This window comes from Limimaricola sp. G21655-S1 (genome assembly GCF_027213785.1).
GTDB lineage: Bacteria > Pseudomonadota > Alphaproteobacteria > Rhodobacterales > Rhodobacteraceae > Limimaricola.
The window spans coordinates 128,409-141,720 of record NZ_JAPWGO010000010.1 but is presented as its reverse complement, the minus strand read 5'-3'; the positions used below and the strand labels follow the sequence as shown (position 1 = coordinate 141,720).

Genomic DNA, 13,312 nt, shown 5'->3' with positions numbered 1-13,312 from the left:
CGAACTGAACCAAGCCGCCCGCATATCTCTTCAGATATCTGCGATGTCAAAGAGCGAGAAGAAAACCAAACAACCGCACCCTAACGTCCGGCGCGCCGCCCAGCCCCCTTCGGAATTTCGTGACCGTCAGTGCATCTCTGCGCCGCCGGTGAGGGGCTATTTAGGGAAAGGTTCCGGAGGCCGCAAGCGCAAATCTCAACTTTTCTGTCCCGCTCGCAAAACTGGCATGATGTTGTGAATGGAGCGTCATTTCGGGAGTGTCTGACGGTCTTCAGCCGCCATCATGCGCAATATTCGGCAATTCGACATTGCCGGTCGGCTGTCAGGCCGGGGCGCGCCGTTGCTGAAACAGCGATTTCCAGCGAATCCGAGTCGCCAGCAGTCCGAGGATCAGCCCGAGATAGACCAGCGGTTCGATCTGAAAGCCCTTTGCGAGCCAGATGTAGTGAACCGCGCCCAGAATCGCTATGCCGTAGACCAGCTGGTGCAGCCGCCGCCAATTGCGGCCCAGTCTGCGGATCGACCAGTCATTCGAAGTCAGGGCCAGCGGGATCAGCCCGAGAAAAGCGATCATGCCCACGGTCACGTAGGGCCGCTTCAGGATGTCGGCCCAGACCCGGCCAACACTCTGCACGTCCAGAAGCGCCCAGACCGAGAAATGCGCCAGCACGAAGAAGAAGCACAGCAGCCCGATCGCGCGCCGGAACTTCAGCAGGCTGACGCGGGTGTATTTCATCAAGGGGGTCACGGCGAGGCCGGCGACCAGAAGCTTCAGCGCCGTGTCGCCATACTCCCGCTCGAGCGCGTTGATCGGCTCGACCCCGAGCCGCCCGGTCAGCGCCTGCCAGAACAGGAAACCCGCCCAGATCGCGCCCAATACATAGAGAGGCCACGCCGGGACCCGACGCAGCACGCCGTTGATCCGCTGCGCGGGGGTGAGCGGGCGGGCCATCAGAACTGCGCCTTCAGATCCATGCCCTCGTAGAGGGAGGCGACCTCGTCATAGCCATTATACATCAGCGTGTCCTGCCGCGAAGAGAACAGCCCGCCGCCGATGCGCCGCTCGGTCGCCTGGCTCCAGCGCGGATGGTCGACGGTAGGGTTCACATTGGCATAGAAGCCGTATTCCGAGGGCGCGAGGCTGTTCCAGGTCGTGACGGGCTCTTCTTCCACCAGCGAGATCCGCACGATCGACTTGATCGACTTGAACCCGTATTTCCACGGCACCACGAGCCGGATCGGCGCGCCGTTCTGCTTGGGCATCGGCTGGTCATAAAGCCCGGTCGCCATGATGGTCAGCGGGTGCATCGCCTCGTCGAGCCTGAGCCCCTCCACATAGGGAAAGTCGAGCACGCCGCGGCGCACCCCGGGCATGTTGTCGGGCTGGACCGCCGTCTCGAAGGCGACGTAGCGCGCGTTCGACTGCACGCCGGCGCGGTCGAGGATGTCCTTGAGCTCGATCCCCTGCCACGGCACCACCATCGACCAGGCCTCGACGCAGCGCAGCCGGTAGATACGGTCCTCGACCGCGAGCCCGCCGATCAGCTCGGCGAGAGGATAGGTGCCCGGATTGTCGACAAACCCGTCCACGGTCACCTGCCAGTCCGTGGTGTCAAGCGCCTCGGCATTCTTGGCCGGATCGGCCTTGCCGGTACCGAACTCGTAGTAGTTGTTGTAGGTGGTGATTTCCTCGAAGCTGTTGGGCTCGAGAGCCTCCTGCGCCCCGACTGGCCCGGCAAGACCGCCAAGGCCCAGCGCCCCTGCCCCGGCCATGATCTGACGGCGATTCAGGAACAGGCCGCGCGGTGTCGCGTCGGCGCGGGTCAGGTCGTTGGTCCAGCGATAGGCCATCGGGCTCTCTCCTCGGTCGGGCAGGGTTCGACATAGACACGTTCTAGACCGCGAACATGTTTCGCAGCGTCACGATGGCGTTGAAACACCGGCGAAACCCGTAACCTGGGATGAAAACCGCGTGACCCGGCCGAGAGGCTCCGGCACGCAAAGGCCCCGGCGGATCGCTCCGCCGGGGCCTGCTCACACGGTACGCGCGGATCAGTGCAGCACCGCGCTCTCGGGCTTGGGCCGGTTGCTGCCCGATACCCGGTCTCCGACGATCAGACCGTCGGCACCGGCACTGACCTGCACCTCCTGGCCGTCGCGGATGTCGCCCGCGAGGATCATCTCGGCGAGCTGGTCCTGCAACGCCCGCTGGATCACCCGCTTGAGCGGACGCGCTCCGAAGACCGGGTCATAGCCCTCATCGGCCAGCCACTTCTTCGCGGACTCGTCGAGCGACAGCGTGATGTTGCGGTTCGCCAGACGCTTCTCAAGCCGCTTGAGCTGAATCTCGACGATGCCCGCCATGTCGTCGCGGCCGAGCCGGTCGAAGATGATCGTCTCGTCGAGCCGGTTGAGGAACTCGGGCCGGAAATGCGCCCGCACCGCGTCCATCACATCGCGCTTGGCGCGCCCCGAATCCGCCCCGTCGGGCAGCTGGCTCAGCGCCTGCGCGCCGAGGTTCGAGGTCAACACGATCAGCGTCTGCTTGAAATCGACCGTGCGGCCCTGCCCATCGGTGAGCACGCCATCGTCGAGCACCTGCAACAGCACGTTGAACACGTCCGGATGCGCCTTCTCGACCTCGTCGAACAGGATCACCTGGTAGGGCCTGCGCCGCACCGCCTCGGTCAGCACCCCGCCCTCGTCATAGCCGACATAGCCCGGCGGCGCGCCGATCAGCCGGGCCACCGCGTGCTTTTCCATGAATTCGGACATGTCGATGCGCACCATCGCCTGGTCGTCGTCGAAGAGATACTCGGCCACGGCCTTGGTGAGCTCGGTCTTGCCGACACCGGTCGGTCCGAGGAACAGGAAAGACCCCAAGGGGCGGTGCTCGTCGTTGAGACCGGCCCGCGCGCGGCGCACCGCGTTGGCCACCGCCCGCACGGCGGTGTGCTGGCCGATGACGCGGCGACCGAGCTCCTCCTCCATGCGCAGCAGCTTCTCGCGCTCGCCCTCGAGCATCTTCGAGGTCGGGATGCCGGTCCAGCGCTCCACCACCTCGGCAATCTGCTCGGGACGCACCGCCTCCTCGACCATCAGCGGGTCATCCGATTCCTCGGCCGCCTTCAGCTCCCGCTCGAGCTGCGGGATGACGCCGTAGCTGAGCTCACCCGCCTTGGCGAGGTTGCCTTCGCGCTTGGCGATGTCGAGCTCGGCGCGGGCGCGATCGAGCCGCTCCTTCAGCGTGCGCGACCCTTCGAGCCGATCCCGCTCGGCCTGCCACTTGGCGGTCATCGCATCGGCTTTCTCGGTCAGAGCGCCAAGCTCCTCCTCGATCTTCGCCAGCCGCTCCTTGGAGGCCTCGTCATCCTCGCGGCGCAGCGCCTCGGCCTCGATCTGCATCTGCAGGATCGAGCGGTCGAGCGCGTCGAGCTCCTCGGGCTTGCTGTCCACCTCCATGCGCAGACGGCTCGCCGCCTCGTCGACGAGGTCGATCGCCTTGTCGGGCAGGAAGCGGTCGGTGATGTAGCGGTGCGACAGCTGCGCCGCCGCGACAAGCGCGGAATCGGAGATCCGCACGCCGTGATGCAGCTCGTACTTCTCGCGGATGCCGCGCAGGATCGAGATCGTGTCCTCGACGGTGGGCTCCTCGACCATCAGCGGCTGGAATCGCCGGGCCAGCGCCGCGTCCTTCTCGACATATTTACGATACTCGTCGAGCGTGGTCGCGCCGATGCAGTGCAACTCACCGCGCGCCAGCGCCGGCTTGATCAGGTTCGCCGCATCCATGGCGCCGTCGGATTTGCCCGCGCCCACGAGCGTGTGCATCTCGTCGATGAAGAGGATGATCTCACCGGCGGCAGCCTCGATCTCCTTCAGGACCGCCTTCAGCCGCTCCTCGAATTCGCCGCGATACTTCGCCCCGGCGATCAGCGCGCCCATGTCGAGCGCCATCAGCCGCTTGTTGCGCAGGGATTCGGGCACGTCGCCATCGACGATGCGCAGCGCCAGCCCCTCGGCGATCGCGGTCTTGCCGACGCCCGGCTCGCCGATCAGCACCGGGTTGTTCTTGGTGCGGCGCGACAGCACCTGCATCGAGCGACGGATTTCCTCGTCGCGGCCGATGATCGGGTCGATCTTGCCCTGCTCGGCGGCCTCGGTCAGGTCGCGCGCGTATTTCTTCAGCGCGTCATAGCCTTCCTCGGCATTGGCGCTGTCGGCGGTGCGGCCCTTGCGCACGGCGTTGATCGCGGCATTCAGCGACTGCGCGCTGACCTTGCCGGCGTCGAGCGCCTCCTTGGCCTTGGACTTCACCATGGCGAGCGCCATGAGGATCCGCTCGGCCGGGACGAAGCTGTCGCCTGCCTTCTTCGCGATCTTCTCGGCCTCGTCGAGGACGCGGCCGGTGGTCTGGTCGAGATAGGTCTGCCCGGCATCGCCCGACACCTTGGGCAGCTTGGCCACGGCGGCATCTGCCGCCTCGCGCACCCGGGCCGCATCGCCGCACGCATTGCTGATCAGGTTCGCGGCCAAGCCCTGCTCGTCATCCATGAGCGCCTTCAAGAGGTGCTCCGGCGCGAGGCGCTGGTGGCTTTCGCGCATCGCGATGGTCTGCGCCGCCTGGATGAAGCCGCGCGACCGCTCGGTGAACTTTTCGAGGTTCATCTGTCTCTCCTTGTTGAAGCGCCCGGTCCCGGGCGCCCGCTCCAGCGGCGCGCCCCTGTCGGGCCTCAGGGGGAAAAATGGGAGGGGCGGCGCCGTTGCGCAAGTATCACAGTCGCAAAAAGGGCCATCGGAGCGCGCTCCGATGGCCCTGTTGTCAATGACTTGGGCTCGATCACTCCGATGGCGGGACCGGGTCGAGGCCGCCATCATCATCGACATTGTCGAAATCCGGCTCGCCGGCCTCGTCGCTGTCGGTATCGGCCACGCTCGGACGCACGTTGTCGTCGGGGGTCTGCGGCTCGGCGTCGTCGGTCAGCGCATCGTCGATGATCGCGTCGTCGGGCTCGGCATCGCCGGTTTCACCCACGCGATCGGGGGTCTCGCTCGGCACCTCGAGCGGGGCGGTGTCGAACTCCTCGGCCTCCTCGGCGCGGAACCAGCCGCCCAGCACGAGGAAGATGACGAGGAGGATGAATCCCATCGGGATCATCACGTAGATCAGGGCGCGGCGCGAGCTGCGGGGCTTGTCGGCCATGTCGGTCTCCTTGGCTTGGCCGCCCAAGCGGCCCGTTCCCAAGCGCAACGCGGCTTTGCCCTCGGCGTTCCCGACCCCGCGCTTGACCTGCCCGCCGCGCGCGCGTCAAAAGCGCGCGACCCCCCTCGGACCCCCGGAGCGCCGCCATGACCGACCAAGCCCCCGCCGATGACCGCCTGATCGTCGCCATCGACCGCCCGGACGCGCTGTCCGGACTGCAACTCGCCGAACAACTCGGCGACGCGGTCTCCTTCTACAAGATCGGGCTGGGCATGTTGACGGGTGGCGGCCTCGCGCTGGCGCGCGAGCTCAAGGACGAGCATGGCAAGCGCATCTTCCTCGACATGAAGCTGTTCGACATCGGCGCGACGGTCGAGGCGGCCGTGCGCGGGCTGGCGCAGTTCGATCTCGACTTCCTGACCGTGCATGGCGACCCGCATGTGGTGCGCGCCGCGCGCGAAGGCGCGGGTGGCAAGCAGACCCGGATCCTCGCCGTGACGATCTTGACCTCGCTCGACCGCGACGATCTCGATGCGGGGATGATGCGCGCAGGCACGGTGGCCGAGATGGTGGTCGAGCGCGCCGCCCGCGCGCTCGAGGCCGGTGCCGATGGCGTCATCGCCAGCCCGCAGGAGGCCGCGGCGATCCGCTCGCTGCCCGAAGCGCGCGGCAAGCTCATCGTGACACCCGGCGTACGACCGGTGGGCGCGGCGCTCGGTGATCAGAAGCGGGTGATGACGCCGGCGCAGGCGATCGCGGCGGGAGCCGACCATGTCGTGGTGGGCCGACCGATCTGGCAGGCGGATAACCCCCGCGCCGCCGCGCAGGCGATCCTGCAGGAAATGGTATCCGCGCAGGCACGCACCCCCAACACCTAGGGGATTCAATTTCCTCGAAAAATGAATCGAAGAGTCTTCGCGGCCACAGGGAACCGAAATCGCGTTTTGTCGGTTGACGATCCAGAAAAAGCGAGCAGCGGAGACACTTCGAATGCAGACCATCAGACTCGGCGACGTGCGTTACAACGCCCAGATCGGTGCCTTCGAGGCGCGTGTGGACGTGGACCGCAACGGCACCACCTATCGTTACCCCTGTCAGGTGGCCGGGCCGATCGACATGGATGCCGGTCATGTGCGCGCCGGGCTGACCCGTCACGCGATGCGCATGTCCGACAGCGGCGCCTCGCTCTGGTCGCATCTCTGAACGCACTGCCTCATCGCATGCGAAAAAGGCCCGCCCTTCGGCGGGCCTTTCGAGTCTGCGGCGATACCCTCAGGCCGCCTGCGGCACCGATGCCCCGAATACGCGGGGGGCATCCCCCTCGCCCACCGTTTCGCCCAGCGCCTCGGCGGTCGCCGCCGACAGCGTCCAGCCAAGATGGCCGTGACCGGTGTTGTAGAACACGCGGGGGTGCCGGCCCGCACCAACCTTCGGCATCATGTTCGGCATCATCGGTCGCAGCCCGGCCCAAGGCACGCAATGCTCGGTCGAAACGCCGGGGAACAGCCGCTCGACCCAGTCGACCAGCGGCTTTACCCGATCCGAACGGATGTCGCGGTTGTAACCGTTGAACTCGGCCGTCCCCGCCACGCGGAACCGGTCCTCACCCAGACGCGAGGTGACGATCTTCGCCTTGTCATCGAGCAGCGAGACATAGGGCGCGGCGGCCCGGCTCGCCGCATCGCGCAGGTTCACGGTGATCGAATAGCCCTTTACCGGGTAGATGTTCACCCGGTCGCCAAGCTTCGCGGCGATCGCCCGCGAGCCGACGCCGGCGCAGACCACGACGCCGTCGAAGCACTCGGGCTCGCCGGCAGTGACGGTGACGCCATCATTCCCGGCACGCACATCCGTGATCTCGGTCCCCATCCGGAACCGCACGCCCTGCCCCGCCAGCCAATCGGCGAGACCGGTGGTGAACTTGTGGATGTCGCCGGTGGAGTCGCTTTCGGTGACGAAGCCGCCGGTGAGCGGCCCGGTCAGCTGCGGCACACGTGCGCGCACCTCGTCGGGGCTCAGCTCGTCACGCCGCAGCCCGCCCTGCGCCAGAAGCTTGTTGACCCGCCGTCCATCGGCGAGGTCCTTCTCGGTCTGGTAGAAATGCACGATGGTGGCGGGCGAGAAGTCGAAATCGATCCCCGCCGTCTCGGCCATCTCACGCATCCCGGCCCGCGCCGCGATGGCGAGCTTCGTGGTCGCGATGGTATTGGCCTCGTAGTTGCGGATCTGCCCGAGGAACTCGGCCATCCAGCTCAGCTTGTGCCACGACGGCTTGGGATTCACCGATAGCGGGGCATCGGGCTTCAGCAGCCACTTCGTGCCCTTGAGCACGGTGGCCCAGCGGTTCCAGACCTCGGCGTTCGAAGCCGAAAGCTGGCCACCATTGGCAAAGCTCGTCTCCATCGCGGCATAGCGCTGCCGGTCGAAGACGGTGACCTCGTGGCCCCGTTTCCACAATGAATAGGCGGTGGTGACACCGGTGATCCCGGCGCCCAAGACGGCGTAATGCGGCATATGGCCTGCTCCAGCGCGCCCCTTCCGTCCCTGGTGCCTGAGAGCTTCGTCGCCCCCCGCATCATGCGGATCGCGACTTTCCCCTTCGGCGGGCCTCGCGGCCTCTCTCCGGATGTCATGCGGCCCGACCGGTCCTTTTGCCTGAGAGATCGCGGGGCGCGCGACTGCTCCTTCGGCGGCGGACCGTCCCGCTCTCTCCCGGCAGGACCGTTTCCTATAGGAAACATACGGCAAGCGAGATCGTTCCGCCAGAGCATACCGCACAGAATTCACTCGGGCCGCGCGAAATGCGTGACATTTCCGCCGCCGCGCTTGCAACTGCCCGGATTCACGCCGATCCTCCGAGGCGACAGGGCCGATGGGATCGGCGGCACGCCGCGCAGGGAAGGAGGGCGAGGTGGAGAATCCGAAGAACCAGTTCAAGGCAGCCCTGCGAGAGGGGCGCCAGCAGATCGGCCTGTGGAACATGATCACCGGGCCGCTGGTACCCGAGGCGCTGTCGGGGCTGGGTTACGACTGGGTGGTGATCGACACCGAGCATTCGCCCACCGATGTCTCCGACGTGCTGCCGGCGCTGCAGGCGATGGCGGCCGAGCCCGGCACCTCGGCCGTGGTCCGGCCCGCCTGGAACGACCCGGTCCTGATCAAGCGGCTTCTCGATTTCGGCGCGCAGACGCTGCTCATTCCTTACGTGCAATCGGCCGAGGAGGCGCGCGCGGCCGTCGCCGCCACCCGCTACCCGCCGGTCGGCATGCGCGGCGTCGCCGGGCTGCACCGCGCGACGCGCTATGGCCGGATCGGCGATTACATGGCCCATGCGCATGAAGAGACCTGCGTACTGGTGCAGGTCGAAACCCGAGCCGCGCTCGACCGGCTGGAGGAGATCGCCGGGGTCGAGGGCATCGACGGCGTGTTCATCGGCCCCGCCGATCTCGCGGCCAGCCTCGGCCATCCGGGGCGGCAGGACCACCCGGAGGTCGTCGAGGCGATCATGGGCGCGATCGACCGGCTCGGCGCGATGGGCGTGCCGGCGGGCATCCTGACCCTCGACGACGCCTTCGCGCGCCGCTGCATGGAGCGCGGCACCCGTTTCACCGCCGTCGGCATCGACGCCGCGCTCATGCTGACGGGCGCGCGCGATCTGCTGGCGCGGTTCCGCTAGAGCCCGCGCCAGAGCCTGAGCCGTGCCTGCAAGGCAGGCACCGCGTCGGGCGCGGCCAGGAACGCCTCGGGCGTCATCAGTGACCAGCCCTGCCCCTCGTCACCGAAGACGATCTCCGCCTCGGCCGTGGTCGCCATGCGCAGCACGTAGAACCAGACGAGGCCGGGGCGAGTGGCGCTGTCGAAGCTGCGCCGCCAGAGCATCCTGGCACGGCCCATCTCCAACCCCACCTCCTCGCGCATCTCGCGCGCCAGCGTCGCCTCCGGGCTCTCGATGCCCTCGCGCCCGCCGCCCGGGAAATCCAGCGCGCCGGGAAAGCTGATGTCGGGCCGGTCGTCGCGCCGGATCACCAGCAGGCGATCGCCCAGAAACAGCGCCGCCTTCGCGCCGTCGAAGCTTTCGCCGCCCCATGCGGGACTGTATGATGTTGCCATGCCGTCCCTCTGCCGCGCCTGTCTCACTGCCTTCGACGAGGCGGGCAAACGCTGCCCCGCCTGCCGGTCCCCACGCGTCACATCCCATCCGGAGCTGTTCACGCTGTCCATCGCGCACATGGATTGCGACGCCTTCTTCGCCAGCGTCGAGAAGCGCGACAACCCCGATCTGGTCGATAAGCCGGTGATCGTCGGCGGCGGCAGGCGTGGCGTCGTCTCGACCGCCTGCTATCTTGCCCGGATCAGGGGCGTGAAATCGGCGATGCCGATGTTCCAGGCGCTCAAGCTCTGTCCGGAGGCGGTGGTGGTGAAACCGCGATTCGAGGCCTACTCCGAGGCCTCGCGCGCGATCCGTGCGATGATGGAGGAGCTGACCCCCGCGATCGAGCCGCTCTCGCTCGATGAGGCGTTTCTCGACCTCACCGGGACCGAGCGGCTGCACGGCGCACCGCCCGCTGTGATGCTGGCGCGGCTGACGAAGCGGATGCAGGACGAGCTGGGCCTCACCGGCTCGATCGGCCTGTCGCACAACAAGTTTCTCGCCAAGATGGCCAGCGATTTCGACAAGCCGCGCGGCTTTTCGGTGATCGGCAAGGCGGAAACCCTCGACCTGCTGGCTCCCAAGCCGATCGGCCTGATCTGGGGCGTCGGGCCGCAGGCGCAGGCCAGCCTCGACGCCGTCGGCATCCGCACCTTCGAGGACGTGCTGCGCTGGGAGCTGTCGGATCTGGTGCGACGCTTCGGCGGGCTGGGCGAGCGGATCTACCACCTCGCGCGCGGCGAGGATCGCAGGCGGGTCAGCCCGCACGAGCCGGTCAAGGGCATCTCCAACGAAACCACCTTCGAGGCCGACACCAAGGACCCCGAGATCCTCGACGGGCATATCTGGCGCATGGCCGAAAAGGTGTCGTCGCGCGCCAAGGCGAAGGATCTCGTGGGCCGCGTCGTCACGCTCAAGCTCAAGCGCGCCGATCACACGCTGCTGACCCGCCGCCTCAGCCTGCGCGCACCGACCCAGATCGCCGACACGCTCTACCGCACCGCGCGCGGGCTGTTCGACGGGCGCGGCGAAAGCGGTGCCTACCGGCTCCTGGGCGTCGGGCTGTCGGAGCTGTCACCGGCGGCGACCGCGCCCTCCGAGGCGGATCTGCTCGATCCGGGTCGCGCCGCGCGGGAACGGGCCGAGCGGGCGGCGGATGCGATCCGCGCGCGCTTCGGCGCCGAGGCGATCCTCAAGGGCCGGGCGCTGCGCTAGTTCTTCAGCACCATACAGGAGGCGCCCGCCGCCCGCAGCTTCGCGCAGAGCGCCTCGGCCTGGGCCCGGCTTTCGCGACCGATCTGGGCGACATGGCGCTGCGCCGGCTGGCCCGGCAGCCGCGAGCGGGTGAATGCGACCTGCTCGGAACCGATCACCTCGCCCGCCTGCCGCCGGAGCTGCGCCACCCTTTTCTCCACCGCGCCGCGCCCCGGCGCCGCGGCGAGGATCACGCCCCATGGCAGGATCGGTACCGTGACCCGGAACTGCGCGATGCTGCGCCCCTTGGCCTGTTCCTGACAGGCATCGCGGAACGGCCGCCCCGACGCGAGCGCGAGATCGAGCTTTTCGGGCGGGGCATCGCGCCATTCCAGCGCCGCGTAGCCGGTGATCGCCTGCACATAGGCCTCGGTCTCGTTGGGCAGCCAGTCATTGCCGGCGAGGAATTTCTCGGCCCGGGCCTCGCCCGCGTTATAGGCGACGGCGGCAAGGCCAAGGCTGCCGAAACGATCGGTCAATTCCGCCAGATAGGCGGCCGAGGCGGCCAGCGCCTGAACCGGGTCGAACGGATCGGCCAAGCCGCGCAGCTTCGCGGTGCCGGGCATGAACTGCGCGATGCCCAGCGCCCCCGCCGGGCTCACCGCGCCCGCGTCGAACAGGCTCTCGCGCCACAGCAGCCGCGCGAAGAAGCCCACGTCGAGCGCGTTGCGCTCCGCGAAGGTCTCGATCGCGGCGCAGACATCGGGAATGTAGCTGTCGAGCGCGATGCAGGGGCCGCCCGGCAGGCAGCGTCGTTCGGATGCCTGCACGATCCTTTCCTGCGCCATCAGCGGCGCGGCGGACGAAACGGCCCAGAACACGAGGCAAAACAGGATACGGATCATGCGGCCCAGTCTTGCGGGATTCGCGCGCCGAGAGAAATCAACTTCGCGTCTCAGCCGGGGGTCAGTGGAAATACCAGCGGGATCACCAGCACCGCGGCCGCGCCGACGATCAGGTTCATCGGCACGCCGATTCTCAGGAAATCCGCGAACCGGTAGTCGCCGGCGCCATAGACCAGGGTATTGGTCTGGTAGCCCACCGGCGTGGCGAAGCTGGCCGAGGCCCCCATCATCACCGCGACCACCAGCGGCCGCGGGTCGATTCCCGTCTGCTGGCCCAGCGCCACGGCGATCGGCGTGACCACCACCGCAACGGCGTTGTTGGTCACCGTTTCGGTCAGGATCGAGGTCAGCGCGTAGAGCGCGGCCAAGAGCACGATCGGCGGCAGCTCTTCGAGCCAAGGCGCCAACGTCTCGACGATCAGCGCCACCGTTCCGGTCTCTTCCAGCCCGATGCCGATGATCAGCATGGCGAGAATCAGCACGATGATGCCCGCATCGATCGAGCCCCACGCCTCGTCATTGTCGATGCAGCGGCACAACAGGATCGCCGCCACCGCGCCCAGTGCCAGGAGCGCGATCGGCGCCACCTCGAAGGCCGCGAGACCGACCACCATCAACAGCGCCAGCAGCGCCAGAGGCGCTCGCCGCCGCCTGTAGGCACGGCCCGAGGGGCGGGTGACCGAAACCAGTTCGTTGCCCTGCGCCAACCGGTCGAGCCCCTCGGCCGTGCCTTCGAGCAGCAGCTTGTCGGCGGGGCGAAGCCGGGCCGAGCCCAGATCGGGGCCCGGCACGTGTCCCTGCCGATGCGCGCCGAGCACCCTGAGACCGTAGCGATAGCCGACGGAGAGTTGCGAGACGGTGTCGCGCGGGCTGCCATGGGCCGGCGTCACCATCGCCTCGGCCACGAGCAGATCCTCGTCGCCGACCCGGGCGCCGGTGCCGCGCCTGAGGCCGACCACCACCCCCGGCAGGGCCCGCAGCGTCAGGATCTCGGACGTGGTGGCCATCGCCACGAAGATGTCGCCCGACGCGACCACGTGCTCCTCAAGCCCCGAACGGCGCAGCCGCGCGCCCTCGCGCCGGGCGGTGATCCGGATGCCCGGCCGCGTCAGATCCGCGACCTCCGACAATGGCTTGCCGATGCCCGCATGGCCGTCGAGCAGGCGGATCTCGGTTAGGAACGTCGTCTCCGCCACCCCCGCATCGCCGCGCGCGCGCCGGTCGGGCAAGAGCCAAGGCCCCAGCAGTGCCAGCGCCACGCCGCCCACGGCCGCCACGGCAAGGCCCACCGGCGCGATTTCGAAGATCCGGAACGTCTCGAGCCCGTGCTCGGCCGCGACCCCCGCCACGAGGATGTTGGTCGAACTGCCGATCAGCGTCAGCGTGCCGCCCAGAACCGCCGCATAGGAAAGCGGGATCAGCAGCCGCGTCTCGGCGATACCGAGGCTGCGTGCCAGGCGGATGATGACCGGGATCAGAATCAGTACCACGGGGGTGTTGTTGACGATGCCCGAGGCCAGCAGCGTCGCCCCGAGAAACACCCCCAGCGCCACGACGGGACGGGTCTCGGCCCGGGCGATGACGAGCGCCGCAAGCGCATCGAGAAGCCCTGTGCGGACCAACGCACCGGAGATCACGAACATCGCCGCGATGGTGATCGGTGCCGGGTTCGAGAACACCTCAAGCACCCGGTCGGCCGGGGTCAGCCCCAGCATCACGAATAGGGCCGCGGCGCCGGCGGCCGTGACGTCCGGGGGATAGCGTTCGATCAGGAAGGCCACGAAGAGCAAGGCGAGCGCCAGCAGCGCCACGATGGGCTGAAGCTCCGCGGGTATGAGTGGCAATTCCGATCCTCCGGGG

General features: G+C 68.0%; 13 protein-coding genes and 1 riboswitch. Of the genes, 5 read left to right on the top strand and 8 right to left on the bottom strand.

What is annotated here, in order from left to right:
* A partial coding sequence (locus O4G76_RS11905) for a hypothetical protein (RefSeq protein ID WP_269397528.1) occupies nt 1-238 on the top strand: 238 nt, incomplete at its 5' end.
* A gap of 84 nt (nt 239-322) precedes the next feature.
* Here the strand turns inward: O4G76_RS11905 and msrQ are convergent.
* From msrQ to O4G76_RS11885, 4 genes are all read right to left on the bottom strand, one after another.
* Nucleotides 323-952, bottom strand: a complete 630-nt coding sequence (msrQ, locus tag O4G76_RS11900; RefSeq protein ID WP_269397527.1) for a protein-methionine-sulfoxide reductase heme-binding subunit MsrQ — start codon at nt 950-952, stop codon at nt 323-325.
* Complete coding sequence (gene msrP, locus O4G76_RS11895; RefSeq protein ID WP_269397526.1) at nt 952-1,851, bottom strand: protein-methionine-sulfoxide reductase catalytic subunit MsrP; 900 nt, start codon at nt 1,849-1,851, stop codon at nt 952-954. Before msrP ends, msrQ begins: the two co-directional genes overlap by 1 nt.
* 201 nt (nt 1,852-2,052) lie before the next feature.
* Nucleotides 2,053-4,668 (bottom strand): ATP-dependent chaperone ClpB, encoded by a 2,616-nt coding sequence (gene clpB, locus O4G76_RS11890; RefSeq protein WP_269397525.1) that lies wholly within the window; start codon nt 4,666-4,668, stop codon nt 2,053-2,055.
* 172 nt (nt 4,669-4,840) lie between these two features.
* The gene (locus O4G76_RS11885) at nt 4,841-5,203 is read right to left on the bottom strand and encodes a hypothetical protein (RefSeq protein ID WP_269397524.1); all 363 of its coding nucleotides are present in this window, start codon (nt 5,201-5,203) and stop codon (nt 4,841-4,843) included.
* Between the two features lie 146 nt (nt 5,204-5,349).
* Between O4G76_RS11885 and pyrF the strand changes: the two genes are divergently transcribed.
* On the top strand, nt 5,350-6,081 hold the full coding sequence (gene pyrF, locus O4G76_RS11880; RefSeq protein ID WP_269397523.1) for an orotidine-5'-phosphate decarboxylase: 732 nt from the start codon (nt 5,350-5,352) through the stop codon (nt 6,079-6,081).
* Between the two features lie 112 nt (nt 6,082-6,193).
* Nucleotides 6,194-6,406 (top strand): orotidine 5'-phosphate decarboxylase, encoded by a 213-nt coding sequence (locus tag O4G76_RS11875; protein WP_085895433.1) that lies wholly within the window; start codon nt 6,194-6,196, stop codon nt 6,404-6,406.
* Between the two features lie 69 nt (nt 6,407-6,475).
* On the opposite strand, the gene O4G76_RS11870 is transcribed toward O4G76_RS11875, so the two are convergent.
* Nucleotides 6,476-7,717 (bottom strand): D-amino acid dehydrogenase, encoded by a 1,242-nt coding sequence (locus tag O4G76_RS11870; RefSeq protein ID WP_269397522.1) that lies wholly within the window; start codon nt 7,715-7,717, stop codon nt 6,476-6,478.
* Between the two features lie 119 nt (nt 7,718-7,836).
* A riboswitch (glycine riboswitch) is annotated at nt 7,837-7,928 on the bottom strand.
* A gap of 186 nt (nt 7,929-8,114) precedes the next feature.
* On the opposite strand from O4G76_RS11870, the gene O4G76_RS11865 reads away from it, so the two are divergent.
* Entirely contained in the window at nt 8,115-8,879 is a 765-nt protein-coding gene (locus tag O4G76_RS11865) for an aldolase/citrate lyase family protein (protein ID WP_269397521.1), read from the top strand.
* Here O4G76_RS11865 and O4G76_RS11860 read toward each other — a convergent pair.
* Nucleotides 8,876-9,313 carry an NUDIX hydrolase gene (locus O4G76_RS11860; protein WP_269397520.1) on the bottom strand — a complete coding sequence of 146 codons (438 nt, stop codon included), beginning with the start codon at nt 9,311-9,313 and terminating at the stop codon, nt 8,876-8,878. The genes O4G76_RS11865 and O4G76_RS11860 overlap by 4 nt on opposite strands.
* On the opposite strand from O4G76_RS11860, the gene O4G76_RS11855 reads away from it, so the two are divergent.
* The gene (locus tag O4G76_RS11855; protein ID WP_269397519.1) at nt 9,312-10,568 is read left to right on the top strand and encodes a DNA polymerase IV; all 1,257 of its coding nucleotides are present in this window, start codon (nt 9,312-9,314) and stop codon (nt 10,566-10,568) included. The two genes, O4G76_RS11860 and O4G76_RS11855, sit on opposite strands and share 2 nt — an antisense overlap.
* Here the strand turns inward: O4G76_RS11855 and O4G76_RS11850 are convergent.
* Nucleotides 10,565-11,452 carry a lytic transglycosylase domain-containing protein gene (locus tag O4G76_RS11850; protein WP_269397518.1) on the bottom strand — a complete coding sequence of 296 codons (888 nt, stop codon included), beginning with the start codon at nt 11,450-11,452 and terminating at the stop codon, nt 10,565-10,567. The two genes, O4G76_RS11855 and O4G76_RS11850, sit on opposite strands and share 4 nt — an antisense overlap.
* Nucleotides 11,453-11,502: 50 nt before the next feature.
* Complete coding sequence (locus O4G76_RS11845) at nt 11,503-13,296, bottom strand: SLC13 family permease (RefSeq protein WP_269397517.1); 1,794 nt, start codon at nt 13,294-13,296, stop codon at nt 11,503-11,505.
* Nucleotides 13,297-13,312: the final 16 nt, after the last annotated feature.

Bases quoted from the DNA above. Each gene is read 5' to 3' on its own strand.
- msrQ (WP_269397527.1), bottom strand. From the start codon at position 952: ATGGCCCGCCCGCTCACCCCCGCGCAGCGGATCAACGGCGTGCTGCGT.
- msrP (WP_269397526.1), bottom strand. From the start codon at position 1,851: ATGGCCTATCGCTGGACCAACGACCTGACCCGCGCCGACGCGACACCG.
- clpB (WP_269397525.1), bottom strand. From the start codon at position 4,668: ATGAACCTCGAAAAGTTCACCGAGCGGTCGCGCGGCTTCATCCAGGCG.
- O4G76_RS11885 (WP_269397524.1), bottom strand. From the start codon at position 5,203: ATGGCCGACAAGCCCCGCAGCTCGCGCCGCGCCCTGATCTACGTGATG.
- pyrF (WP_269397523.1), top strand. From the start codon at position 5,350: ATGACCGACCAAGCCCCCGCCGATGACCGCCTGATCGTCGCCATCGAC.
- O4G76_RS11875 (WP_085895433.1), top strand. From the start codon at position 6,194: ATGCAGACCATCAGACTCGGCGACGTGCGTTACAACGCCCAGATCGGT.
- O4G76_RS11870 (WP_269397522.1), bottom strand. From the start codon at position 7,717: ATGCCGCATTACGCCGTCTTGGGCGCCGGGATCACCGGTGTCACCACC.
- O4G76_RS11855 (WP_269397519.1), top strand. From the start codon at position 9,312: ATGCCGTCCCTCTGCCGCGCCTGTCTCACTGCCTTCGACGAGGCGGGC.
- O4G76_RS11860 (WP_269397520.1), bottom strand. From the start codon at position 9,313: ATGGCAACATCATACAGTCCCGCATGGGGCGGCGAAAGCTTCGACGGC.
- O4G76_RS11850 (WP_269397518.1), bottom strand. From the start codon at position 11,452: ATGATCCGTATCCTGTTTTGCCTCGTGTTCTGGGCCGTTTCGTCCGCC.